The following is a 25,342-nucleotide window of genomic DNA, read 5'->3' as shown; positions in this document are numbered from 1 at the left end:
CTAATTAGCAAAAATAAGGATTATCTGCGAAAGGACTTATAAATTAGGGGTGGTTTTCTGAATACGATAGCGTTCTTTATCCCGCTTTGAACGCAGGATCAACTCCCCGAGAAAACCGGCAAGAAAGAATTGCGTACCAATAATCATCACCGTGAGCGAAATATAAAACCAGGGATTCAGAGCCACAAGTGTATTTGGGAGACCGTGATAGAGTTTATAAAGTTTCCAAAATCCTATCCAGGCAGCAGCAAAAAATCCGATTATAAACATAAGAACTCCAAGTGATCCAAAAAGGTGCATGGGTCTGCGGCCAAATTTTGATAAAAACCAGATACTAATAAGATCCAGAAATCCGTAAATAAAACGGTTCATGCCGAATTTGGTTTTTCCGTATTTTCTAGCCTGGTGTTTTACTTCCTTTTCGGTAATATTTAAATAGCCGGCATTTTTTGCCAGCACCGGGATATAGCGGTGCATTTCACCATAAACATCAATATTCTTGATGACTTCCCTGCGGTAAGCTTTTAAACCGCAGTTGAAATCGTGAAGTTTCACACCGGAAGTTTTTCGGGCTGCAGCATTAAAGATCCTGGATGGAATATTCTTGGTAAGCACATTATCATATCTTTTTTTCTTCCAGCCGGACACGAGTTGATAACCCTGTTCTGCTACCATTTTATACAGATCGGGAATTTCATCAGGATTATCCTGGAGATCGGCGTCCATGGTAATTATTACATCGCCTTCAGCTTTAAGAAAACCGGCGTGCAGCGCCTGTGATTTTCCGTAGTTACGGTTAAATCTAATGCCTTTTACATTTGTATCAAGGTCAGCCAGGGCTTCGATAGTTTGCCATGAATTATCGGTGCTTCCGTCGTCAATGAAAATGATCTCATAAGAAAATGAATTGGATCGCAAAACCTTTGCGATCCAATTATATAATTCGGTTAAAGATTGTTCTTCGTTAAGTAGCGGTATTACAATCGAAATTTGCATTTTTATAGATTCGTCTTTTCTTTTTCTCTAAAGATCAATGCGACTATGAGTCCAATAACGGCAAAAAATGCTAGCTGGTATGCATAACCTTTAAGTTGATTTCCAATACCGTAGTTGCTATTTTCCTGCATTGCCAACATTTGTTTATTGATCTCACTTTCTGGTGCGCCAAAACCTTCCATCATTTTTCTTGCCGATTCCATGGTAAGCCTGGTGATTTCCTGCGCTGCATCTGGATCTATGAAATTGAATAATATTATAGAAAACAGGAGACTTATAAAACTTCCGATGAAAACCGTAAGAAAATATACCCCGAAAGCACTTTTAAAGCCAAACAGGGTAGAGCTAGCTTTTTTTGCTTTACTTACCGCGAAACTTGACATTGTGATAATAAAAATAAGCATCATCACGCCGAACCACCATTTGGTTAAAAGGGCCAGGCTAAATACATAAGCTAAAACGGTAATGAGCACCAGCGATATCCCCAGGTACACTCCGAAGGCTGTTGCTATCTTTTTTGAAGAATTTTCCATGTTTGAAAGAAGATTGGTTATTGTAGCAGTTAGTATTCAAAGATAATAAAACGTTACAAGCTAATTCTATTTAAAAGTTTTTACTTTTGTATTTGCAGAACAGGATTTATTGATTAAATTTGCACCTCGAAAAATTATAAAGATCAAAGCGATGAAGCAGGGAATCCATCCGGAAAATTATAGACTTGTAGCTTTTAAAGATATGTCTAATGAAGACGTATTCATTACAAAGTCTACAGCCAAGACAAAAGAAACTATTGAAGTTGACGGAACAGAATACCCGTTGGTAAAACTGGAAATTTCCAGAACTTCTCACCCTTATTATACAGGTCAGACAAAACTTGTTGACAGTGCGGGTAGAATTGATAAATTCAAGAACAAGTACGCGAAATTCAAGAAAAAGTAATTTTTCTACGCGAAAATATATAAGGAGCCGCTGTAAAGCGGCTTTTTTTATTCTTAATTATTTCTGAATCCCTTTTTAGTTAATCAGGAACTTTTAATTTTGGGCTAAAATTTCAAGGTAAATGAATTATATTCTCTTTGACGGCGAAGCGAGAAATAATCTTCTTCCCTTTACTTTTACTAGACCTGTGGCTGACCTCAGGTTGGGAATTCTAAGTATCAGGGGAAAATGGGAAAAATGGTTACAGGCAAAAACATCTACTAAAACTGAAGAATACCTTAGCCATAAATGGCCTTTAAAGCTGGAATCTCAGAATATCTTTATCAATGCTTCTGTTTTTCCTGAAGAAAAGCTTGTTGAAAGGATAAATTCGCTAAAAACCGGCCAAAAACTTGTGGCAGGAGAAGTTTTAATCGCTTTTTCTCAAAAATCAGAAGAAGATATTTCTAATTATCAGGAAATAAAATTCGAAGGTGAAATTCTGCAAATTTCGAATACCTGGGATATTTTCTCTAAAAATGGAGAAGAAATAGAGCGTGATTTTGAGCTGCTGACGAAAGGGCGGGAATCTCAAGCTGTAGATCCTTCCAATTTTATTAAAAATAAAGAGCAGATTTTTATCGAGGAAGGTGCCAGCGTGGAAAACTGTTCATTAAATGCTTCTTCGGGGCCTATTTATATAGGGAAAAATGCTAACATTATGGAAGGCTCGCTTATTCGCGGACCTTTTGCGCTTGGTGAAGGTGCTATAGTTAAATTAGGAGCCAAAATTTATGGTCCCACTACCGTTGGCCCCTATTGTAAAGCCGGCGGAGAGATCAATAATTCGGTTCTTTTTGAAAATTCGAATAAAGGCCACGAAGGTTTCCTGGGAAATTCTGTACTGGGCGAATGGTGCAACATAGGCGCCGATACGAATACTTCAAATTTGAAGAATAACTATGCCGAAGTAAGATTATGGAACTATAATACCGAAAATTTCGCAAAAACCGGCCTTCAATTCTGCGGATTGATGATGGGAGACCATAGTAAATGCGCGATCAATACCATGTTTAATACAGGCACAGTGGCAGGAGTTAGTGCTAATATATTTGGAAGCGGTTTCCCACGAAATTTTATTCCCAGTTTCAGTTGGGGTGGAAGCAAGGGAACTTCTGTTTATGATCTGAAAAAAGTCTTTGAAACCGCTGAAATTGTAATGGGCAGAAGAGGTATTCCCCTTAATGATGAGGACAAAGAGATCCTTCGAAATGTTTTTGAGCTTACTGCTAAATATCGGCGGTAATTTTCAGGAAAGGAGGAAATAAAGTAAAATCCCGATCAAAAGGAATAAAATCGCAGTGGTAGCCAAAACCCTGTAATGCTTTTTTTTGTGTTCCCGAAGTATGTTTTGCCTGAAAAGTTCCAGATCATCATCGGTTAAACGGCTTCTTCTAAATACCCAACCTTCAGATACTGAACTTTTATGCCTCGAAGTATTATAATTGCTTTGAGAACGGAAATCTGATTTTCTTTGGACAACGTTGCCGCCTGTACTTTCGAAACTCATCCAGTTGTAGCTGAGATTGTAATTAAAAATACACCAATTTTTCAAAAAAACAACCTGATTTAATATTTTTTGGCTCCCCGGTTTTCATGATATTTTAGCAAACCATTTTTAGTTGGTATCTTTGCTGCCCTGAATTTCAGAAAAGAATAAAAAGTTTTTATGGAAACTAAAAAAGTAGCATTCTTCACCCTGGGTTGTAAACTGAACTTTTCGGAGACCTCAACCATTGCGCGTTCTTTTGAAAATGAAGGTTTCGAGCGCGTGGGATTTCATGAGAAAGCAGATATTTATGTGATCAATACCTGTTCTGTTACCGAGAATGCCGATAAACGGTTTAAGACCATTGTAAAGCAAGCCCAAAAGGTAAATGAAGATGCTTTTTTAGTGGCTGTAGGTTGTTATGCCCAGTTAAAACCCGAAGAACTTGCTGAAGTTGATGGTGTTGACCTGGTTTTGGGTGCGACCGAGAAATTCAAAATTACCGATTATCTGAATGATCTTTCTAAAAACGAAATGGGTGAGGTTCATTCCTGCGAGATCGATGAAGCCGATTTTTATGTTGGGTCCTATTCAATTGGCGACCGTACAAGGGCTTTTTTAAAAGTTCAGGATGGATGTGATTACAAATGCACCTATTGCACTATTCCGCTGGCGAGAGGGATTTCCCGCAGCGACAAACTTCAAAATGTTCTTGATAATGCTTCAGAGATTTCTGAAAAAGGAATTAAAGAAATTGTTCTTACAGGAGTGAATATTGGTGATTACGGAAAAGGTGAATTTGGCAATAAAAAGCATGAACATACTTTTTTAGATCTTGTAAAAGCCCTGGATGAAGTTGAAGGCATCGAGCGTTTGCGTATTTCTTCAATAGAACCGAATCTTCTTAAAAATGAAACCATAGAATTTGTTGCGAGAAGTAAGACTTTTGTGCCACATTTTCATATTCCGCTGCAAAGTGGAAGTGATGAAATCCTGAAAAAGATGCGCCGTCGCTATATGAGCGATCTTTATGTAGATCGCGTGAATCACATTAGGGAAGTGATGCCGGACGCTTGCATCGGGGTTGATGTGATCGTAGGTTTTCCGGGAGAAACTGATGAACATTTTCTTCAAACCTATAATTTTCTGAATGAGTTAGACATCTCTTATCTTCATGTTTTTACTTATTCTGAAAGAGATAATACCCCGGCCGCTGAAATGAGTGGGGCAGTGCCTCTTAAGGTGCGGAAAAAAAGAAGTAAGATGCTGCGTGGACTATCTGTTAAAAAAAGAAGAGCCTTTTATGAAAAGCAGTTAGGAAGCGAAAGAAAAGTACTTTTTGAAGGTGAAAATAAAGACGGCTACATTCATGGTTTTACTGAAAATTATGTAAAAGTAAAAGCTCCGTGGAATCCGCATTTGGTGAACACGATCCATAATATTAAATTAACTGAAATAGACGAAGACGGCCTTGTAAGATTTGAAGAGCTCGAAAAAGCCGTTGCTGTTTAAATATTTATTCCCACAGGAAGCAGGTCTTTGTATTTCCTGCGATTTTTGCGTATAAATCCGGCAATTTCAGGGCTTGTGGGAACTACTCTTGTATTTCTTTCCTTGATTTCGGCAAGAACGGCTTTGATAAAATCTTCCTGTCGATCCTCGGTGTTTTCTGGCATTCTCAATTTTGTGAGAAATATTTTTCGCTCCTGTTGCGAATATTCAATTACTGCCAGTTCATCGTTAATTCGAGTTTCAAATTGCCTAAGAAACTCATTGTCTGTAATTACTAATTCTTCATCGCTCATACCTGATATATTAATTCATAGGCACTTCAATTAAAAGAACCTTTGACTGATTTTTAAACATTATGGAAAAACTTTCCGTTGCCTTGATCCCGATAGCATCGCGTTTTCTCAGTACTGAATTGTCAATTTCAGCTTCACCTTCTATCAAAAATACGTAAACTCCGTGGCTTTTATCCTTTAATTCGTATTCAATTTTCCTGCCAGACTCAAATTCGCCTAAATGTAAATATGCATTTTGGTTGATCCAGAGGGCATTCTCGGCCTCGTCATTTTTGGGAGTGACGATATTGATAAGTTCATTTTTCTTGAGAAGGGAGGAATAATCTTTCTGGCCATAACGAGGTTGCAGTCCATTTTTTTCCGGAAAAATCCATATTTGAAGCATATTTAATTCCTCTTTTGAAGGATTGAATTCACTATGCTCCACTCCGGTTCCCGCACTCATTACCTGGACTTCGCCAGCTTTAATCACCTTTGTATTATCCATGGAATCTTTATGCCTGATCTCTCCTTTTAGAGGAATGGAGATAATTTCCATATTTTCGTGAGGGTGAGTTCCAAAGCCCATTCCGCCTTGCACAAAATCATCGTTAAGAACGCGTAACAAACCGAACTGGACTTTGCCCGGATCGAAATAATTGGCAAAACTGAAGGAATAGTTGGCTTTCAGCCATCCGTAATTAGCAGTACCACGGGAGCTGGCAGGGTGTAAAACTTTATCCATTTTTGTGGCTTAGTAAATTTGAAAGTAGCGTATTAAGCAGTAATTTTGATCTATAAATTTACGATTTTATGCGAGGATTTACTGTTATTTACATGTTAAAATGAAACAGGAATCTCAGCGTATACCCGTATATTTCATGCCAGGAATGGCCGCCGATCCATCGATCTTTGATAATATTAAATTGCCACGAAATAAGTTTGAGGTGATACGACTGGAATGGCAAATTCCCGATCCCGACGAGAGTCTTCAGCATTATGCAGGAAGGATGCTCGGTTTTATAAAACATGAAAATCCTGTGCTGATTGGTGTTTCGTTTGGCGGGGTAATTGTGCAGGAAATAGGAAAGCTTATTGATTTTAAGAGGTTGATCATTATTTCCAGTGTAAAATGCAGAGATGAATTGCCTCCCAGGATGAAATTTGCAGCAAAAACAGGAATTTTCAGAATATTACCAACAAGCCTGGCAAACCATGTGGGCCATTTAGAAAAACTGGCTTTCAGCGATTTTTTAAAAAAAAGAGCAAGGCTTTATAAACAGTATATTGGGGTTACCAATAAGCAGTATTTAGATTGGGCAATAAAAAACATGGTAAAATGGGATTGCGAAAAGCCCGATAAAAGGGTGATCCATATTCATGGAGATAAAGATGAAGTTTTTCCTATTAAATATATCAAAGACGCGATCATTGTTAAAGAAGGCACCCATATTATGATTGTAAACCGCTTTCGCTGGTTTAATGAACATTTGCCAGAACTTATAATTTCTGGAAAACTTAAGAAAAAGAAAATTTATAATAACCTAACATAAAGAGCCATGAAGATATTGAAGAAAATAATGATTGGAGCAGGAGTGCTGGTTGTGTGTGCGGTAAGTATCAATGCTGTGCAACAGGATTCCTCTGGAGGTTCTGAAGCTTCAGTTAAAAGTAGCAGACAACCTGAAAAAAGTGTGGCCAATAATTACAGGATTGTCGCCCTTCCCGTACCTAAAAACCTTGATTTTGCCGGAGAAAATGTTCCCATGGATGATCCTGATGTTTATGAACGTATGGACCGTGAGTTACTCGTGAACACCTACTGGCAGTCAAATGCATTGTTATTGATGAAAAGAGCCAGTAAATTTTTTCCTATAATTGAGCCTATTCTTAAAGAAGAAGGAGTGCCAGATGACCTAAAATACCTTGCTGTTATAGAAAGCGGATTGACCCAGGCGGTATCACCAGCAAGAGCGGTTGGTTTCTGGCAGTTGCTGGAAGGAACAGGAAAAGATTATGGCCTCGAAATAAATGATAATGTTGATGAACGTTATAATATTGAAAAAGCTACCCGTGCAGCTGCTCAGTATCTAAAAAAGGCAAAAGAGCGATTTGGATCCTGGACCCTGGCAGCCGCTTCATATAATGCCGGGCAGTATGGTATTGATAAGCAACTTGAACGGCAAAAAGTAGATGATTATTACGATTTGCTGCTTGGAGAAGAGACCGGAAGGTATATATTCAGGTTATTGGCCTTAAAGGAAATAATGAATCATCCTAAAAAATACGGATTTGTCTTTGACAAAGAAGATCTTTATCAGCCAATTCCAACCTTTGAGGTAAAGGTGGATACGGTAGTTAAAGATTTTCCAGATTTTGCCAGTCAGTTTGGGATCAATTATAAAACACTGAAAATCCATAACCCCTGGTTGAGGGATGATCATCTCAACAATGCCTCCCGAAAAACCTATTTTATTAAGATACCCGAAAAAGGTTATTATCCGGCACTGGATTAGTCCTCAAGGGAAACGTTCTCGGCGTATTCAGTATAAGTTTTAATAAGATCGTTGTTGATCGAAGTTTCCATCGCCATATAATTCTGGGTAAAGGCTGTTTCTTCATCGGTTTGCATACCTGGAAAAATACTGCGACGAATTCCGGTAATTTCTTTATTACCAGAAAGAAGGAAACAGGTGGGAAGACCTAAAGAATGTTTTAATTGCTTGATCACATAAGGACTGGTATTGGCCGATTCATCAACATAAACCACGTGGATGGCAGAATCAAATTGCTTTGCCATTTCTTTTGCTTTAGTATGAGTGTCCCAGTACAGCACTACAAAATCAATCTTATCTTTTAATTCACTGGCAAGTTTGTTCAGCGCCGGAATTTCCCCCTTTCCCGGAATACACCAGGAGGCGTAAGTAATTAGAAATACAGGTTTCTTATAATCGTAAAGGTGAACTTCTTTTTTCTTTAGATCATAGAACCCGAAGTTATCCATATAAGATCCTTCCAGAAAATTAGAAGTTAGGGAATCAAAAAGTTTTTTAGCTTTTTCATAATCGCGGAAGCGATAAGCAAGATCGGCTTTTCTATTATAATCTGCGAGATGTTCTGAGAGAATTTGAGAGAAGTATACCTTGTCCCTGGGGGTTTCCTGTGAAAAGAGGTGGGGACCGATAAGTATTAAAACAAAGAGTAAAACTCTCTTCATGCAACTTTTTGAGGGGCTGTTACCCTGCAAAAGTACTTTAGCTTTCCGTTGCCCGAAAAATTATTCGTTTAACTACCTGTATTTTAGTTAAAATGTAGTTTTTGAAAGAAAAAAGGATAAAACAGTTCTAGATTTTCTTCATTTGTTCCTTCATCATCCTTATCTGGTCATTCATCATTCCATGCTTATCAAGTTTTTTAGCTTCATTGAGGAGCATAGTAGCCTCTCTTTTTCTTCTTTTTGTCATGGCGATACCCGCAAGGTTTAATTTGGCCATGGCGAGATCATGATCCATTGAGAGACCAAGACGAATGGCGCGTTTAAAGAATTTTTCGGCCTGGGTAATATTCGTTTGGGAAACCATAAGACCGTGAAGATACCAGTAATATCCCTGTTGTTTTTTGGTAAGTGCTTTTTCGGGATCTTTGATTTTATCCAGCCATTTTTTGGCCCCCTCAAAATCCTGTTTTCTTAAACGAAGAAACGCCAGTAATATCATTTCGTTTTTAAAATAGAGAAAGATAAAGATTCCGGAAAGGAGTATAAGAGATATCCCATTTCCTATATGGCCTTCAACAAATTGCCATACCGCCCAAACTATTATAAGGCCGGCAATTACTAATTTGATATTTTTATTGAACATTTCTATGTCGTTTTTCAGGCCGCAAAGGTAATAAAAACAATTAAAAATATTTTATGTTTAGTATTTGGAGTAGATAAAAAGCTTTGTATATTTGCACGCAGTTTTAAAGACAGGAAAAACCGAATTTACAGAAGATAAAAGATATTTAAAATGAAAAGAACGTTTCAGCCATCCAAGAGGAAAAGAAAAAACAAGCACGGATTTCGCGAGCGTATGTCTAGTGCTAACGGAAGAAAAGTCCTTGCACGTAGAAGAGCAAAAGGTAGAAAAAAATTATCTGTATCTTCTGAAAACAGACACAAGCACTAATGAATCACGAGTTTCAAAATAAATAAAGGTGTTACTTTTTCAGTAACGCCTTTTTTTATATCCAATCGCTTCTTATTTTTAACGTCAACTCAACTTTAAAGCATGCCTAAAAACAAAGATCTCAAATGCGTTCTCATCATAGGTTCCGGACCCATTATAATTGGCCAGGCCTGTGAATTCGATTATTCTGGTACACAATCTCTGCGATCTCTAAGAGAAGATGGTATTAAAACCATCCTTATAAATTCAAATCCGGCCACGATCATGACCGACCCTTCTATGGCTGATCATGTGTATTTAAAGCCGCTTACGACTAAATCGCTTGTTGAAATTTTAAAGGAGCATCCTGAAATTGATGCTGTTTTACCAACAATGGGTGGGCAAACAGCTTTGAATTTATGTATTGAGGCAGACGAAAAAGGAATATGGAATGACTTTGGGGTAAAACTTATTGGTGTTGATATCGACGCTATCAATATCACCGAAGACCGGGAGCAGTTTAAACAATTAATGGGAAAGATCGGGATTCCGGTGGCACCCGCTAAAACGGTAACTTCTTATTTACAGGGAAAAGAAGTTGCTCAGGAATTTGGTTTTCCGCTGGTAATTCGGGCTTCTTTTACCCTTGGGGGAAGTGGCGCCTCTTTTGTTCACCATCCTGAAGATTTTGATGAAATGCTTTCCTATGGCCTGGAAGCTTCTCCAATCCACGAGGTACTTATAGACAAAGCGCTGTTGGGCTGGAAGGAATACGAACTGGAATTGCTTCGGGATAAGAATGATAATGTGGTGATTATCTGTACCATTGAAAATATGGATCCCATGGGAATCCATACCGGGGATTCCATTACGGTAGCTCCGGCAATGACATTGAGCGATACCGCCTATCAGCGAATGAGGGATATGGCAATTAGAATGATGCGCAGCATCGGTGATTTTGCCGGTGGTTGTAATGTTCAGTTCGCGGTGAGCCCGGATGAAAAAGAAGATATTTATGCAATTGAGATCAATCCACGGGTATCAAGATCTTCGGCCCTGGCCTCTAAAGCAACAGGTTATCCTATCGCTAAAATCGCTACCAAACTGGCATTGGGATACCATCTGGATGAACTGGAAAACCAGATAACTAAATCAACTTCCGCTTTATTTGAACCATCTCTCGATTATGTGATCGTGAAAATTCCGCGATGGAATTTTGATAAATTTGAAGGAGCCACCAGAACTCTGGGACTTACCATGAAATCTGTTGGAGAGGTGATGGGTATTGGTCGTTCATTCCAGGAAGCGCTGCATAAAGCCACGCAATCTCTTGAAATTAAAAGAAATGGCCTTGGCGCCGACGGCAAAGGCTATACCAACTACGACCAGATCATTGATAAACTTACAAATCCCAGCTGGGATCGCGTTTTTGTTCTTTACGATGCGATTCAAATGGGAATTCCGTTGAGCAGGATTCATGAGATCACGAAAATAGATATGTGGTTTCTGCGCCAGTATGAAGAATTATACGCCCTGGAACAGGAAATTTCAAAATTCGATATCGATTCCCTTCCAAAAGAATTAATGCTGGAAGCCAAACAAAAAGGTTTCGCCGACAGGCAAATTGCTCACATGCTTGAATGTCTCGAAAGTGAAGTTTATAAGAAGCGCGAGGAGTTAGGAGTGAAGAGAATTTATAAACTGGTGGACACCTGTGCCGCAGAATTCAAGGCTGAAACTCCCTATTATTATTCAACTTTTGAAGATCAAATTCGCAATAAAGACGGAGAGGTTTACGTGGCGAATGAGAGTGTGGTGACTGACAGGAAGAAAATTGTTGTTCTTGGCTCGGGACCAAATAGAATAGGGCAGGGAATAGAATTTGACTACAGTTGCGTGCATGGTGTGCTGGCTGCTTCAGAATGTGGTTATGAAACCATTATGATCAATTGTAACCCTGAAACCGTTTCAACCGATTTTGATGTCGCCGATAAACTTTATTTCGAACCGGTTTTCTGGGAACATATCTACGACATTATTCAGCATGAAAAACCAGAAGGAGTGATCGTTCAGTTGGGCGGGCAAACGGCCCTTAAACTTGCTGAAAAGCTCGATCGCTACGGAATAAAAATTATGGGAACGAGCTTTAAAGCGCTTGATCTTGCTGAAGACCGCGGAAGCTTCTCAACCCTGCTTCAGAAAAATAATATTCCATATCCCGATTTCGGAACTGCAGAAACTGCTGATGAAGCCCTCGCCCTTGCCGATGAGCTTGACTTTCCTATTCTTGTGAGGCCTTCTTATGTTTTAGGTGGACAGGGAATGAAAATTGTGATCAACAAAGAAGATCTTGAGGCAACGGTGATCGATCTTCTAAGAAAAATTCCAAATAATAAATTATTGCTTGACCATTATCTTGATGGGGCTATTGAAGCCGAAGCAGATGCGATTTGTGATGGCGAAGATGTTTATATCATCGGAATAATGGAACATATTGAGCCCTGCGGGATCCATTCAGGTGATTCTAATGCTCTTTTACCTCCTTTCAATCTTGGAGATTTGGTGATCCAGCAGATAAAAGATCATACAAGGAAGATCGCCCTGGCGCTGAATACAGTAGGACTTATAAATATTCAGTTCGCGATAAAAGATGACAAGGTCTATATTATTGAAGCAAATCCAAGGGCTTCCAGAACTGTTCCTTTCATCGCGAAAGCTTACAAGGAGCCTTATGTGAACTATGCGACCAAGATCATGCTGGGAAAAAACAAATTGAAAGATTTCAAATTTGAGCCTAAATTAGATGGTTATGCGATCAAGCAACCAGTATTCTCTTTCAATAAATTTCATAAGGTGAACAAACAGCTTGGTCCTGAAATGAAAAGTACAGGGGAAAGTATTTTGTTTATTGATAATCTTAGAGATGACGAGTTTTATGATCTGTATGCCAGAAGAAAGATGTACCTAAGCAAATAAATTAAGGTTAATGTTTATATAAACGGACAGCGGGGCTGTCCGTTTTTCGTTAATTTCAATTCAAATTATCAGGGATGAAAGATGTAATCTTGTTGATAGGCGGCATTTACGGAACGCTTGCGGTGATTTTAGGAGCTTTCGGTGCCCACGCCCTCAGAAGATCTTTTAACGACGATCAGTTGCGCAGTTTTGAAACCGGTGTTCGATACCAGATGTATCATGCGATAATGATCATTATTTGCGGAATCGTATTTCCTTTTCTGGACACAGGCCAGACCATCGCCGCGTGGTGTTTTATAATTGGAATTTTTCTTTTTTCTTTCAGTATTTACCTGCTTACATGGCTCTCTTCAAGAGGAAAAAGTATGAAAGTTTTAGGGCCTGTTACGCCACTGGGAGGGCTTCTTCTTATTGCCGGCTGGATATTATTTTCAATTGAAATTATCCAGATTGCCCCTTATTTAACTCCCTGATTCTTCTTTTTGTTTTGCATATTTTTCAGCAAACCATGCAATAAGTATTAACTGAGTGGAATGATAAAGCATAACTGGTAGCAATAACAATCCTGAATTCGCGGCATTTCCGAAGATCACTTTCACCATTACCGAACCATGAACCAGTGACTTTTTTGTTCCGCAGAATTGGGCAGTGATCTTTTCATCTCTTTTTAGACCGAACTGTCTGGAAACAAATGCGAGGCCAAAGAATACTACAAAGAATAAAATCATTAATAAAACGATCATTTTTATAAGACCTTCCAGCTGAATACGGTCAAAAAGATTTGAAGTAAAAGAAGTGCTGAAGCTGGAATAGATGATCAATAAAATAGTTCCCTTGTCGAACAGGCCAAGTTTTTTGCTGTGTTTCCTTGCCCATTTTCCGAAGTATCGCTGGAGAAAAATTCCTATTAATAAGGGTAAGATTATATGAAGGAATAATTTCCATAAAACAGTCGCGAAATCAAAGTCAGCTGTTTTGCCTAATATGGCTCCAAGCCATAGCGGAGTGGCGAAAATCCCAATAATTCCTGAAAGGCTGGCGTTAAAAATAGCAGCAGGAATGTTTCCTTTAGCAATAGAAACCATAACTACCGAAGAAGATACCGTTGAGGGTAGCGTTCCCAGGAAAAACAAGGCAATCCAGAGATCAGATCCTGTTCCTTTGTCAAAAACAGGAATGCAGGCGAGGCATAGCAACGGGAAAATGATAAAAGTGGTAATGTGAATGATGAAATGAACTTTATAATTCTTTAAACCGCTTTTAAATTCAGATGGGGCGAGTTTAAGGCCATAGAAAAAGAAGATTAACCCGATCCCGATGTCGATAATCGTTTTAAGAGGGAGTATTTGGGTCCCTTCCGGGAAAAAATAAGCGATCCCGATGCTTGCAAAAATGGCAATTATAAAAGCGTTCGCCTTCAAGACCCCGTTTGAATTTGAACTTTTTGATCTTCCAGAATGTGAAGATATTCTTCTTTGGTAAAATCGGTTTCATGAAATTCTTCATTTTTACTCAATTTCACCTTTCTGCGCTCAATACTTTTTACAAATCGCCTGATGTCATTATCATTTTTCAGAATTAGGCCCGGAATATCAACCGATTTTCCCTTGGCATCCTTCGCAACCATTGTAAAATATGAAGAATTGCAATGTTTTTTTGCTCCGGTTTGTATGTTTTCGGCTTCCACTCGAATCCCTATAACCATAGAGCTATGGCCGGTATAGTTCACCGAGGCTTTCATGGTGACCAGTTCTCCTATTTCAATAGGTTTTAAAAAATCAACCGTATCAACGCTTGCTGTCACGCAGTACGCGCCGGAATGTTTAGAAGCACAGGCAAAAGCTATCTGGTCTAATAGTGATAACACATAGCCACCGTGAATTTTTCCGTTGAAATTAGAATGGGAGGGAAGCATGAGTTCTGAAATCGTCACCCGGCTTTCTCCCACAGTTTTATATTTTTTTTGCATAATTACTTGCTAAAATGCGGACTCTGAATTTTCTCCACGTCTTTAATAAAATATTTGGTATCACCCCAGAAAAAGAATGTAGAAAACCGCTCCACATAGGTTAAACGCACATATCCGCCTTCATATTCTTTCAATTTTTTTACAACCTCCTCATTGCCTTTCATTACCGAAAACTGAAAGATCTGGGCTCCGCTGATTCCCTGGCTTATTTCACCTTCCCATGTTTTAGAAATCACTCCTTTTCTACTGAACTTGATCAGTTCACCGCTTCTTGTTCCTTCGCTGTAAGGCACAAAATAAATAAACGCATAGCTGAAAAGCCAGATCACCAGAATTCCGCCGAGTATGTAAAAAAGTATCTTTTTCATTAAGTGTTTTTATAAACCAGGTTCAGGAATTCTTCAAATTTTGAAGGCTCCAGCCACCGGATTACTATTACAAGGTTATTTTTTTGATCAACCACAATGAAATTTCCGCCAAACCCGGCTGCATAAAAGACGTCCTGTCCCAAATTTTTCATGCTTGCATCCTTATTTAGCCACCACATATAGCCATAATCAGGATTTGCTGAGGAAGATTGCACGGCCTGATGAATCAGTTCGGAAGAGAGCAGCTGCTCATTCTTCCATTTCATAAACAGAAGTCCGAACCTGGCCATATCTTTAGTGCTGATAAACATTCCGCCTCCGGAATGTCCACCGCCGCTAACCGATTGCATTTTAAGTCCGTCAATGGTCGTCCAGGAGTTTTCATACCCATACCATCTCCAGGTAGTTGAAGCGCCTATGGGATCCATAATGTTCTTTTTCAGGATCTTCGGAAGCGGTTCTCGAAAAACATTTAGTAATGAGTAAGCTAAAACGTTCACCCGAACATCATTATATTTAAAATAAGTACCGGGTTCATGAAGTTCCCGGGAACGCCACTGATCGATATTCTGATCCTGAGGCGGACGATCTGCCCAGTCAAAAGAATCCCATAGCTCCCCACTCCAATCTGAATTTTGCTGAAGCAGATGTTCCCAGGTTATTTTGCTGTTATGTGGCCCATCAAAGGTGCCGTCCCAAAGATAATTTTCTACTTTATCATCAAAACTGTCTATAAGATCTTCCTGTTTGGCAATTAGGGCAGTTGTAGAAAGAAAGCTCTTAGTGACGCTAAATGTCATGTCCACCCTCTCAATATCACCCCATTTTGCTACAATATATCCATTTTTAAGAATGACGCCTGCAGGACCACCTCTTCTTTTGGTGGGTCCAAGCAGTTTGTGGTAAGGTTCACTCTGGAAACCTTTTAATATCGCCTGGCGCAGGTCACGGGATTCGGAATATTCATTCTTTTTTGCAAATTCTACCGCTTCATTAAAGTCAAGGTGATAATTTGAAGCCTGTTTTTCCTGCCACTCACCATTTGGAGGGAAATAAACTTCCTGAGCATTTAAAGTAAATGCAATGAAAAATAGCAGGTTTATTAGAATGTAATTTTTTTTCATCGAAGGTCTAAAGTTTTGTTTTCGGTTTCTTCGTCTTCTTCTTCATCTTCATCAATTTCAGCTCGTTTTAAAAGGTTTTTATCTAAATGTTTACTGGCTGTTGCTCCCAGTTTTTTAAGTTTTTCAACCCGACTAACTAAATTACCTCTGCCAGTAGAAATTTTCTTCATAGCCCCTTCATAGGTATTCTGAACGGTCCCGATCTGTTTTCCAATTTTAATAAGATCTTCAGTAAAATTTGTAAAAGTATCATATAACCTTCCTGCTTGAGTTGCTATTTCAATGGCGTTCTGCTTTTGTTTTTCGTTTTGCCACATGCTGTCAATTGTTTTTAAAACAGCTAATAGAGTAGTAGGGGTTACAATTATGATATTTTTCTGAAATGCTTCGTTATAGAGGTTAGGATGTTCGTTCGAAGCCACGGCAAAAGCGGCTTCTATAGGTATGAAAAGCAGTACAAAATCTGGACTTTCCATCTGGTAAAGGGAATGGTAATTCTTGTTGCTGAGTTCACTAATGCGATTCCTAACCGAAATCAGATGATTTTTAAGATGCTTTTTCTTTTCATCTTCCTCAGTTTCATTACAATATCTTTCATAGGCATTTAGGGAAACTTTTGAGTCAACTACCATCTTTTTGTCACCCGGAAGATGTATGATCACATCGGGCATGACACGTTTTCCTTCTTCTGTATTAAAACTTTGCTGAACGAAATATTCGCTGTCTTTCTGGAGTCCGCTTCTTTCCAGTACACGTTCCAGCACCATTTCGCCCCAATTTCCCTGCATTTTGGTGTCGCCTTTCAGAGCTTTGGTAAGATTATTCGCTTCTTCACTGATCTTGACATTCTGCTCATTCAGGAATTTCAGTTTTTCGCCAAGTTCAGCGTGCCTTTTTATAGATTCGGTGTTTGTCAAGTTCACTTTCTCTTCAAAATCCTTTATTTTCTTCTGAAGCGGATCCAGGATGTTTTCAATATTCTGTTTATTAAGACTGGTGAATTTCTCCGATTTTTGATCAAGGATCTTGTTGGCCAGATTTTCGAATTCTTTAGTGAACTTCTCCTGGAGTTTTTCAACTTCAGCTTTCTGCTCTTCATTTCTTTCCTGAAGGTTATTGAATTCGGAAATTTTTCTGGTTAACTGCACGTTGAGATTGTCCTTTTCGCGACGTAATTCTTCTAAAGTGGTTTCAATTTTTTCAATCTGGGCTTTAGATTCTTTCTTGGCTTCTTCCAGTTCTTTTTTATGATTATCTAAATCATTAATAGATTGACGTTTAAGTTCTTCTATATGAAGTGAAAGTTGATTGTTTTTTTCTTCCAGCCTTCCGGTTTCTCCTTTAGATTTTAAGCCGGAAATTAATCTTCCAAGATAAATTCCAACACCTAAGGCAATGAGAAAAATAATTAGAAACAAAAGATAGTCATTCATGAAATAGGAGGTTTTCTCAAATATACTTAATTAACAACTTTAAGAAAGAAGTGCGCGTAAAATTTGATAACAAGCTTACTGAATTTTAAAAGTTGAAGACAGGTCGTCAAATTTTATCAGGTTCCCGGGAAAGAGACCTTTAAAAGTTTCCGATTTTACAAGCTCTGAGGGAGTTCCTGAAATAGCTTTGCCATCTTTAATGATGATAAGCCGGTCACACAGCTGAACGGCCAGATTGATCTCGTGGGAAGCGAAAATTATTGCTTTTCCTGTTTCTTTGCTGAGCCTTTGAAGCAATTTCAGAACATAAGCCTTATGGTAAAGATCAAGGTGATTTGTTGGCTCATCGAGAATAATAAGCGGCGTATCCTGTGCCAGTGCACGAGCTATTAGTACTTTTTGAAACTGTCCGTCACTTAATTCATGGCATTTCTTGTTTTTAACGGCTTCTATATCTACCAGTTTCATGGCTTCCAAAATCTTTTTTAGGTCATTTTGGGTAAGCCTTCCAATCCAATTAGTATATGGTTGTCTTCCCAGGGCGATCAATTCAAATACCTTCAGGTTTTTAGATAGAAACTGTTCAGTTAGAACCAGACTTACCATTCTTGCAAGATCTTCATGCTGAATAAAATTCAATTCCTTTTCATCTATAAAAACTTTTCCTTCAACTGGTTGTAAGATCCCACTTAAAGTTTTTAATAAAGTAGATTTTCCCGCGCCATTCACTCCGATTACAGCTACCAGTTCTCCTTCGCTTATCTCAAGACCAATACCGGAAGCAACCAGGATATCTTCCTTTTTCCGCTGGTAACCAATGCTGAGATCTTCAGTTTTCAGAACGATATTTGAAGTATTTCTTTTCATTTAAAAATTGAATCGCCTTTTTCTTACCAGTAGCCAGATTACAACCGGCGCGCCGATTATAGAAGTTATAGCATTGATCGGTAAACTTACTTCACTTCCTGGTAACTGAGCCACCGTATCGCATAGTAACATTAAAATAGCACCTCCAAAAATAACGGCCGGTACCAGGGTGATATGATTTGAAGATGGAATTACCTGACGGATAAGATGGGGTACGGCCAGGCCTATGAAGGCAATTGGGCCTGCAAAGGCTGTGATACTTCCGGCGAGAAGACTTGTGGCAATAATTATTAAAAATCTGTTTTTTCTGATGTTCGTTCCCAGACTTCTGGCGTATTGTTCGCCTAAGAGCAATGAATTAAGATTTTTAATGCTTCCTATGGAAATTAATATTCCTGCTAACCAGAAAATGCTTAAAATTCCCACCTCGCTCCAGCCTAGATTTCCAAGGCTTCCATACGACCAGAAAACATATTGCTGCAGGTTGGACGCGGGGCTGAAATAAGCCAGAACGCTTACTATAGCTGCAGTGAGACTTGCGAACATGAGTCCGATTATCAATATTGCCATTGTATCCCTCAACCTAACGGAGGCCAAGATCACCGCGAAAAGAACCAGTAAACTTCCCAGACTTGAGGCAATGACGAGGCTCCAGCTTGAGAGGAAAATGGCTGCAAAAGAAGCGCCAAAGACCGAAGCACCCATAAAAACAAGGGCCACGCCTAAACTTGCGCCGCTGCTAAGACCAAGTACATACGGGCCAGCCAGAGGATTTCGGAAAAGCGTTTGCATAAGGAGGCCGCTAACCGCCAGGCCCGACCCTGTTATTACGGCGGTCATGGCCTTTGGAAGTCGATAGTTCAGAATAATATATCTCCAGGTATCTTTTTCTACATGCATTCCCAGTAACGACGCAATTACTTCTTTCAAAGGAATACTTACCGAACCAAGACTTATATTAAAAAGAGCTGTAAAAACCACTGCTATAAAAAGGAAAATCAAGGCCAGAATATATTTTCTCTGATTTAGCATTATTGAAGTGGTTTATAGAAAACAGGTTCGTAATTTTCTAAAAGTTTCGGGTGAAAAATGGAAATCAGGTCTTTTAGTACCAGATCGGGTCTTTGAGGGCCGAGTTCATAAAACAGGATTCCGCCGGTTTCTCCCTTTGAAAGACTTACGCTATATACGTTTTTATCGCGCACAGCTTTGAATTGCTGATAGTGTGGAGATTGATCCAGAAGTTGCTCGTAAGAAGTAAATTGTCCGGAACTAATCCAGAAATCGGCATCTTCGGCTTTGTTCAGTACACTTTCAAAAGACAATGATAGACTCCCGTTTCCTTTTGTTTCAGAATAAAGATAATTAGCATTGGCATCTTTAAAGAACTGAGCCTGCCAGGAATTTCCGTAAGGCATATACCACTGGTCTTTGAACATGGAACCTGTAATTACCGTGGGTCTGTTTGTTGAAGTTGCAGCGACTTCCCGGGCTTTTAAATAATCTTTCTTAATAGTATTGAAAATTTCAGCAGCTTTTTTCTCTTTTCCGAACAAAGCGCCAAAAAATTTGATCCATTCAGCTTTTCCCAGCGGGGACTGTTCGGTCCAATCACCGTTATAAATAACCGGAATTCCTGTTTTTTTGACAGTCACCAGAGCTTTGTTAGCTCCGTTTATAGCAAAGCCTACCACCAGGTCGGGATTGGTATTTATTAGAACCTCGGTATTTAAATTTTCGTTCTGGCCGAGTTCGGCGATCTTCCCTTCAGAAATGAGTTTTCTTGTTTTTGTTGAAGAAACATAATTAAGGCCGGGAAATCCTACCAGGCTGGATTCTTCATTTAAAGCTTCAAGTGCCGGAATGTGTGTGGTTGAAGTCACCACAATACTTTCTACAGGAACCTGAATTTTTTCATCATACTCTATATTTTCAGGAATTTCGGCATTCTCGTCAGCTAAAAGATAGGTGAGAGGTTTTTCTGCTTCCGGCCAGGGGGTTTTGACTTTCAGGATACTGTAACCTTCAAATTTTTCTATACTAAAACCTTCAGCATTTTCAATATTTACCTTTTTTCCTTCAGCTTTGAGTGCATGATTAGCAGATTTCTGATCCTTGCAGGAGCAAATAATGGCAATAAAAAAGATAAAGTATAATTTTTTCAATTTTCCCGGTTTAGGAATTCAAAAGTAAGATTATTTAAATTTTTCAACTTAAGAACAAACTTATTTGTTTAATTTCGCATTGAAATTTTGGTTTGATGCCGATTTATTTCTGCATCGATTAAAAGGGAATCAGGGGAAGTACGATTTGCTAATTTGGAAATCCGAATTTTTAAACTTTAGTTTTTTAAAGAATATTTCGTAATTCTAACTTCTAATTTCATACTTCAAAAGCCTGAGCTGTTCCCGCAACTGTAAGCTTTGTCCGCCTTTAGGCGGATGGCTGCAATAATTCTTCATACCACTGTTCGCTTAGACGAATGGGAAGGTGAATTGCAGTACGCGAGCCAGGAGACCTGCCCGAGTTTCACCAATAACGAATGACTTTCGGGATAAAGGTCTGCGGCTTATGAACAGAAACAACTTTTTCTTTATTATTTTTTTTGGTGCTGTAAGTTTTCTTTCGGCACAGACCAACTCGGTTCAATGGCTGGACGAGGTGCGTTTAAGCGATGTTAAGCTGAAGCAATTCTCTGAAGGACAGTTCACAAAAAAAATGCAAGATTCGGTTATTGACCGGCAGGAGCCATTGCTCACTTCTCTTTTAAAATTCAATTCTCCTTTCTTTTTTCGTGAAAATGGCTATGGAATGGTTTCCTCAGCCTCGGTTCGTGGAACGGGTGCTGCGCAGACAGCCGTGGTCTGGAATGGCATTAATATCAATTCCCAGTTTACCGGACAAACTGATTTTAATACCGTAAATACCTATGTTTATGACGAAATAAGCCTTCGCCCCGGTGGAGGAAGCGTGATTTATGGAAGCGGAGCCATTGGCGGAAGTATTCATTTGAATAATGAACTGAATTTTTCAGGAAATACTGAAAATAGAATTCGTGCAGGTTTTGGCAGTTTTGATACCTACCAGGCTGGATGGGCAGGTAAATTCTCTACCGATAACACCAGTGTTAACATTAACATAAGTGGCATAAGTTCTGAAAATGATTATAAATACAAAGGCACCGGGAACAAAAATCAAAATGGAGATTTCTCCAACATATCATTAAATGCGGCCTTGGGGCAATGGCTCGGGGAAAAAAATCTGCTAAAATTTTATTCAAATTATTTCCGGGGAGATCGCGGTTTTTCAGGAAGCCTACAACTTACTTCCAATAGTAAATATGAAGACAGGAATGCGAAAAATCTGCTCGAATGGAAATCTTTTTTGGGAAATTTCACCAGCAGTTTAAAACTGGCGTGGCTTGATGAAGAATTCAAATATTATGAAAATCGTAATTCTGCAAATTTCAGTTTCGGAAAAGCGAAAACGGGGATCATAAAATACGATCTGAAATATGAATTTTCAGGAAATAAAAAGCTGGAACTAATAACTGATTATACCGGGATTAATGGAGAAGGATCTGGAATTACAGATGCAAACCGAAAAACTACCGGATTTTCCCTGTTGTGGAACCAGAGGCTTGAAAAACTCGGTTATAAGTTGAGTTTGAGGCAGGAAATTGGAGATCTATATAATTCTCCATTGTTATTTTCAGCCGGAGGAAATTACCAATTCAGTGAATTTTATTCTTTGAGGGGGAATTTTTCGCGGAATTTCAGAATACCAACTTTTAATGATCTTTTCTGGCAGTCGGGAGGAAATCCTGATTTAAAACCGGAAACTTCCTTGCAGGCAGAAATTGGCAATGATTTCAGATTTGAAAATTTTGAGCTTAATTTCAATACCTATTATATCGATCTTCAAAATCTTATTCGATGGGTTCCCGATGATTCCGGAGTCTGGAAACCTGTAAATACCGCCAATGCTCATAATTTAGGCATGGAATTCTTCGCAAAATGGTTCTATGATTTTAGCAAAAATAGCCGTTTGGAATTAAATTCCATTTATTCCTATACCAGAGCAATCGATGAAGCAACCGGTAAACAACTTATTTATACACCTTACCATAAAGTCACTTTTTCCGGAGCTTATCAATGGAAGAATTTTGAAATATGGTACAACAGCCTGTACAACGGGAAGATCTACACTTCTTCAGATAATAAATATGAGCTGCCGGGATATTTTCTAAGTGATTTGGGGGTTTCCTACCGAATTTCAAAAGTACCGGCATTAAAACTTCAATTTCAGGTACAGAACCTTTTTGACAAAAATTATCAGAATATGCCTTCCAGGCCAATGCCGGGCAGGTCTTTTAAATCAAGCCTAACCTTAAAATTTTAGAAAATGAACCTTAAAAAAATTTCGCTATTATTAATTTCGATATTCTTCCTTTCCTCCTGTGAAAAAGAGGAGCCTGTTCCCGCAGAGCCTGTGGAAATGGGATACCGAAACGGATTAATTATTCTTAATGAGGGGAATTTTGGTTCTGCAAATGCATCGGTTAGTTTTCTTAACGAAAACACCAATGAAACAGAAAAACAGTTATTTCAGAATGTAAATGGAAGTCCGTTAGGCGATACCGCCCAAAGTATGGCATTTTATGAGGATCTTGCGATTATAGTACTCAATGTTTCCAATAAAATTGAAATCGTAAATAGGGAGACTTTTCAAAGTGTTGCCAGCATTACTACAAATGTTAGCAATCCGCGTTATGCTTTAGTCGAAAACGGCGAATTATATGTATCGAACTGGGGTGACGGGATGGATCCTGCCGATGATTTTATTGCGGTTTTTGATATTAGTAATTACAGTTTTAAAGAAAAAATTGAAGTTTCAGAAGGCCCTGAACAAATGAAAGTTGCCAATAATTCATTATATGTGGCCCATATTGGCGGATTTTCTTACAGTGATAAAATAAGTGTTATTGACCTGGCATCTAAAATTGTCAAAAAGCAAATAGAGGTAGGTTTTAGGCCCAATTCTATGGTCGTTGATGGCGATAAGTTATGGGTACTTTCCTCTGGCAAATCTGATTATCCTGATCCTGCTGAGGAGACCTCGGGCAGCCTTGCATCGATCGATTTAAATACCGGGGAAGTAATTTCAAAACTGGATTTTTCAGGGAATGCTCACCCCGATCATCTTGTAATTTACAATAACAATTTATTTTATACTATTGGAAAATCGGTTTTTAAATTCGAACCTGCCGGGACGCTTTCTGATACACCTGTTTTTATTGCTGAGGAAGCTGCTATTCTCTATGGTTTCAGTATAAAAGATAATAAAGCCTATATCGCCTCGCCTAACGCCGATTATACAGGAGACGGGAATCTTTATATTTATGATCTTTCAGATGGTAGCCTTTTAGATCAGTATTCAACCGGAATAAACCCGAATTCGGTGTATTTTAATTAATCAAAAAACCCTGCGTAAGGGCAGGGTTTTTAGTTAAAAAAATTTTTAGCCTCTATTCCTCAAGAGATAATTTCGGGTGTAAACCATCCACATACATTTTACCAAAAGTGGGCGATTGGGCGTTGCTTTCACTAATAGTAGGTAGTTTCCTGTAACTCTTATTTGTATCCCTTTGTAATCTGCTTCGAGAAGTATTTCCGGAAATCAAACCTAAGGCCGTATTGAGCAAAGGTTCATTTTCATCTCCAAGGATACCATAAGTGAAAATAGATTCATATTGCGCTTCATCCGGGATCAAACCTTCTGGGTAAGCTTCTCCGTTTGCATTGGTGTTGCTAGAAACCAGCGGCTGCAAGGCATACTTATGGTCGGGATTTAAATTACCACTGTTCTTCTGAAAATTAGGAGCTTTGGTATCGTATAAAGTAATAGATGCCTGAAATTTTCCGCCTGTGGTATCGCCAACCTTGATGACATCCATATAAGGTGAAAGGCCATTAATAAGAACTTCACTGGCAGAATACGTAGATCCTGAAGTTATAACATAGAGTTTATTCAAATTAAGGCTGTTTATAGGTTGAGCAGGAAAATCGGAATTATTATCATATTCATAGATTTGATCATCAAATTTGGTAATAAGTGATTCTGCTCCAAACTGTTCGGTGAAAGCCTGAGTTATATAGCTATTGTATTTTTCTTTTAGAAATACTTTCCCTTTTAGCTGTCCATTGATCATACTTCCCAAATCAACTGCAGAAGTCAATCGGCCACCAGTATTATATCGTAAGTCCAGAATGAGATCAGAAATCCCTTTAGTTTTAAAATCAGCGAAAACGTCATTTAATTCATCATCATAATTATGGACAAAGTTATTGTACATAAGGTATCCTACCTTTTTGCCGTTAAGGTCAAAGGTTTTGGCAATATAAACCGGATTCTCAATAACCGTTGTTTTAGTGATATCAATTTCTTTATTGACATCACCAACCGTACCCTGGCTTAAATCATTAAAACCATAGGTTAGAGATAAAGTGGTATAAAGTAATGTCCTGTAATTATCAACGGTTAATTTTTGCCCGTCCACCTCAGTGAACAACATTCCTCGTTTTATTCCTGCTAAATCAGCTGGTGAACCTGGAACAACATACCTAACTAATCCGGCAATCTCTGAACAACCACTACATAATCTCGCCAAGCCAAAATTCATTCCGCTTGATTGGGAAATTCCAGCAAATTCATTTTCAAGTTCTGTATAATCATCTACTATCCAGCTAAACCTATCTATATTGGGATAGTCATAGAGAAGACCATCATAAAAAAGATCTTCCGGGGTGTCCCAGGTAGAAAGCCAGGTGTTAAGTTCGGTTTGATTCGCAAAATAATCATCCTGTAATACTTCTTTATCGTCCTGGAAAAGATACCAGACATTCATTGCTTTCCATTCAAAATCTTTTATTTCAAGATCTATATTATCTGTAGGTTTTTCTCCTGATAGCTCCGCATTTGGATCTACGGGATTATCATTCATATCTTCTTTGGAGCAGGAGGTAAATAAAAATCCTGTCAAAAAAAAGAGGAGTAAAAATTGGGTCTTTTTCATATTCATTTAATCGTTAATATATTTTTATTGAAATCTGTCAAAAATAGGTACATATATATAATTTAAAAATAAATTGTAACAAAACTGTAACGTATTCGTCGTAAGATTGAGAAGGTATTACAAAACCAACCACTC

At 38.6% G+C, this 25,342-nt stretch carries 26 protein-coding genes and 1 riboswitch; of the genes, 10 read left to right on the top strand and 16 right to left on the bottom strand.

From position 1 onward, the window contains the following. Positions 1–36: 36 nt before the first annotated feature. Both C7S20_RS16200 and C7S20_RS16195 read right to left on the bottom strand, forming a co-directional pair. The gene (locus C7S20_RS16200) at positions 37–996 is read right to left on the bottom strand and encodes a glycosyltransferase family 2 protein (RefSeq protein ID WP_107013452.1); all 960 of its coding nucleotides are present in this window, start codon (positions 994–996) and stop codon (positions 37–39) included. Between the two features lie 2 nt (positions 997–998). Beyond that, positions 999–1,529: a DUF4199 domain-containing protein gene (locus C7S20_RS16195; RefSeq protein WP_107013451.1), complete on the bottom strand. Its 531-nt coding sequence runs from the start codon at positions 1,527–1,529 to the stop codon at positions 999–1,001. 151 nt (positions 1,530–1,680) lie between these two features. On the opposite strand from C7S20_RS16195, the gene C7S20_RS16190 reads away from it, so the two are divergent. Together C7S20_RS16190 and C7S20_RS16185 are read left to right on the top strand one after the other, a co-directional pair. Then, on the top strand, positions 1,681–1,935 hold the full coding sequence (locus C7S20_RS16190) for a type B 50S ribosomal protein L31 (RefSeq protein WP_072552382.1): 255 nt from the start codon (positions 1,681–1,683) through the stop codon (positions 1,933–1,935). Between the two features lie 121 nt (positions 1,936–2,056). Continuing rightward, entirely contained in the window at positions 2,057–3,220 is a 1,164-nt protein-coding gene (locus C7S20_RS16185; RefSeq protein WP_107013450.1) for a GlmU family protein, read from the top strand. A gap of 3 nt (positions 3,221–3,223) precedes the next feature. On the opposite strand, the gene C7S20_RS16180 is transcribed toward C7S20_RS16185, so the two are convergent. After that, entirely contained in the window at positions 3,224–3,529 is a 306-nt protein-coding gene (locus tag C7S20_RS16180; protein WP_159039961.1) for a hypothetical protein, read from the bottom strand. 114 nt (positions 3,530–3,643) lie between these two features. Between C7S20_RS16180 and mtaB the strand changes: the two genes are divergently transcribed. Next, entirely contained in the window at positions 3,644–4,975 is a 1,332-nt protein-coding gene (mtaB, locus tag C7S20_RS16175; RefSeq protein ID WP_107013448.1) for a tRNA (N(6)-L-threonylcarbamoyladenosine(37)-C(2))-methylthiotransferase MtaB, read from the top strand. Here the strand turns inward: mtaB and C7S20_RS16170 are convergent. Together C7S20_RS16170 and C7S20_RS16165 are read right to left on the bottom strand one after the other, a co-directional pair. After that, positions 4,972–5,268, bottom strand: coding sequence for an N-acetyltransferase (locus C7S20_RS16170; RefSeq protein WP_107013447.1), 297 nt, complete (start codon positions 5,266–5,268; stop codon positions 4,972–4,974). The genes mtaB and C7S20_RS16170 overlap by 4 nt on opposite strands. A 10-nt stretch (positions 5,269–5,278) precedes the next feature. Continuing rightward, positions 5,279–5,992, bottom strand: a complete 714-nt coding sequence (locus tag C7S20_RS16165) for a pirin family protein (protein ID WP_107013446.1) — start codon at positions 5,990–5,992, stop codon at positions 5,279–5,281. A gap of 100 nt (positions 5,993–6,092) precedes the next feature. Here C7S20_RS16165 and C7S20_RS16160 point away from each other — a divergent pair, with 100 nt between their 5' ends. Together C7S20_RS16160 and C7S20_RS16155 are read left to right on the top strand one after the other, a co-directional pair. Further along, positions 6,093–6,800 (top strand): alpha/beta fold hydrolase, encoded by a 708-nt coding sequence (locus C7S20_RS16160; protein ID WP_107013445.1) that lies wholly within the window; start codon positions 6,093–6,095, stop codon positions 6,798–6,800. Between the two features lie 6 nt (positions 6,801–6,806). Then, on the top strand, positions 6,807–7,763 hold the full coding sequence (locus C7S20_RS16155; protein WP_107013444.1) for a lytic transglycosylase domain-containing protein: 957 nt from the start codon (positions 6,807–6,809) through the stop codon (positions 7,761–7,763). Here C7S20_RS16155 and C7S20_RS16150 read toward each other — a convergent pair. Together C7S20_RS16150 and C7S20_RS16145 are read right to left on the bottom strand one after the other, a co-directional pair. Beyond that, positions 7,760–8,464: a TlpA family protein disulfide reductase gene (locus tag C7S20_RS16150; RefSeq protein WP_107013443.1), complete on the bottom strand. Its 705-nt coding sequence runs from the start codon at positions 8,462–8,464 to the stop codon at positions 7,760–7,762. The two genes, C7S20_RS16155 and C7S20_RS16150, sit on opposite strands and share 4 nt — an antisense overlap. A gap of 127 nt (positions 8,465–8,591) precedes the next feature. Continuing rightward, positions 8,592–9,107 (bottom strand): tetratricopeptide repeat protein, encoded by a 516-nt coding sequence (locus C7S20_RS16145; RefSeq protein WP_107013442.1) that lies wholly within the window; start codon positions 9,105–9,107, stop codon positions 8,592–8,594. A gap of 150 nt (positions 9,108–9,257) precedes the next feature. On the opposite strand from C7S20_RS16145, the gene rpmH reads away from it, so the two are divergent. From rpmH to C7S20_RS16130, 3 genes are all read left to right on the top strand, one after another. After that, positions 9,258–9,416: a 50S ribosomal protein L34 gene (rpmH, locus tag C7S20_RS16140; RefSeq protein ID WP_083645310.1), complete on the top strand. Its 159-nt coding sequence runs from the start codon at positions 9,258–9,260 to the stop codon at positions 9,414–9,416. A 102-nt stretch (positions 9,417–9,518) separates the two neighbouring features. Next, a complete protein-coding gene (gene carB, locus C7S20_RS16135) occupies positions 9,519–12,371 on the top strand; it encodes a carbamoyl-phosphate synthase large subunit (RefSeq protein WP_107013441.1) in 2,853 nt (950 codons plus the stop codon). A 74-nt stretch (positions 12,372–12,445) separates the two neighbouring features. After that, the gene (locus tag C7S20_RS16130; RefSeq protein WP_107013440.1) at positions 12,446–12,844 is read left to right on the top strand and encodes a DUF423 domain-containing protein; all 399 of its coding nucleotides are present in this window, start codon (positions 12,446–12,448) and stop codon (positions 12,842–12,844) included. On the opposite strand, the gene C7S20_RS16125 is transcribed toward C7S20_RS16130, so the two are convergent. From C7S20_RS16125 to C7S20_RS16090, 8 genes are all read right to left on the bottom strand, one after another. Continuing rightward, the gene (locus tag C7S20_RS16125) at positions 12,833–13,792 is read right to left on the bottom strand and encodes a bile acid:sodium symporter family protein (RefSeq protein ID WP_107013439.1); all 960 of its coding nucleotides are present in this window, start codon (positions 13,790–13,792) and stop codon (positions 12,833–12,835) included. The two genes, C7S20_RS16130 and C7S20_RS16125, sit on opposite strands and share 12 nt — an antisense overlap. Continuing rightward, complete coding sequence (locus C7S20_RS16120; RefSeq protein ID WP_107013438.1) at positions 13,789–14,340, bottom strand: acyl-CoA thioesterase; 552 nt, start codon at positions 14,338–14,340, stop codon at positions 13,789–13,791. Before C7S20_RS16120 ends, C7S20_RS16125 begins: the two co-directional genes overlap by 4 nt. Positions 14,341–14,342: 2 nt before the next feature. Further along, entirely contained in the window at positions 14,343–14,708 is a 366-nt protein-coding gene (locus C7S20_RS16115; RefSeq protein WP_107013437.1) for a 6-phosphogluconate dehydrogenase, read from the bottom strand. After that, the gene (locus C7S20_RS16110; RefSeq protein WP_107013436.1) at positions 14,708–15,832 is read right to left on the bottom strand and encodes a serine hydrolase domain-containing protein; all 1,125 of its coding nucleotides are present in this window, start codon (positions 15,830–15,832) and stop codon (positions 14,708–14,710) included. The genes C7S20_RS16115 and C7S20_RS16110 overlap by 1 nt, the downstream gene beginning before the upstream one ends. Then, complete coding sequence (locus tag C7S20_RS16105; protein ID WP_107013435.1) at positions 15,829–17,265, bottom strand: DNA recombination protein RmuC; 1,437 nt, start codon at positions 17,263–17,265, stop codon at positions 15,829–15,831. The genes C7S20_RS16110 and C7S20_RS16105 overlap by 4 nt, the downstream gene beginning before the upstream one ends. 75 nt (positions 17,266–17,340) lie before the next feature. Next, a complete protein-coding gene (locus tag C7S20_RS16100) occupies positions 17,341–18,132 on the bottom strand; it encodes an ABC transporter ATP-binding protein (RefSeq protein ID WP_107013434.1) in 792 nt (263 codons plus the stop codon). Continuing rightward, positions 18,133–19,164 (bottom strand): iron ABC transporter permease, encoded by a 1,032-nt coding sequence (locus C7S20_RS16095; RefSeq protein ID WP_107013433.1) that lies wholly within the window; start codon positions 19,162–19,164, stop codon positions 18,133–18,135. Next, positions 19,164–20,297 (bottom strand): ABC transporter substrate-binding protein, encoded by a 1,134-nt coding sequence (locus C7S20_RS16090; RefSeq protein WP_107013432.1) that lies wholly within the window; start codon positions 20,295–20,297, stop codon positions 19,164–19,166. Before C7S20_RS16090 ends, C7S20_RS16095 begins: the two co-directional genes overlap by 1 nt. 71 nt (positions 20,298–20,368) lie before the next feature. Continuing rightward, a riboswitch (cobalamin riboswitch) is annotated at positions 20,369–20,672 on the top strand. A gap of 31 nt (positions 20,673–20,703) precedes the next feature. Here C7S20_RS16090 and C7S20_RS16085 point away from each other — a divergent pair. Together C7S20_RS16085 and C7S20_RS16080 are read left to right on the top strand one after the other, a co-directional pair. Further along, positions 20,704–22,533 (top strand): TonB-dependent receptor, encoded by a 1,830-nt coding sequence (locus C7S20_RS16085; protein WP_107013431.1) that lies wholly within the window; start codon positions 20,704–20,706, stop codon positions 22,531–22,533. 3 nt (positions 22,534–22,536) lie between these two features. After that, positions 22,537–23,607, top strand: a complete 1,071-nt coding sequence (locus tag C7S20_RS16080) for a YncE family protein (RefSeq protein ID WP_107013430.1) — start codon at positions 22,537–22,539, stop codon at positions 23,605–23,607. 52 nt (positions 23,608–23,659) lie between these two features. Here C7S20_RS16080 and C7S20_RS16075 read toward each other — a convergent pair whose 3' ends face one another. Next, the gene (locus C7S20_RS16075) at positions 23,660–25,207 is read right to left on the bottom strand and encodes a S41 family peptidase (RefSeq protein WP_159039960.1); all 1,548 of its coding nucleotides are present in this window, start codon (positions 25,205–25,207) and stop codon (positions 23,660–23,662) included. Positions 25,208–25,342: the final 135 nt, after the last annotated feature.

The organism is Christiangramia fulva, assembly GCF_003024155.1.
Taxonomy (GTDB): Bacteria; Bacteroidota; Bacteroidia; order Flavobacteriales; family Flavobacteriaceae; genus Christiangramia; species Christiangramia fulva.
The sequence above is the reverse complement of the archived record's forward strand: the minus strand, read 5'-3'. Positions and strand labels throughout refer to the sequence as shown.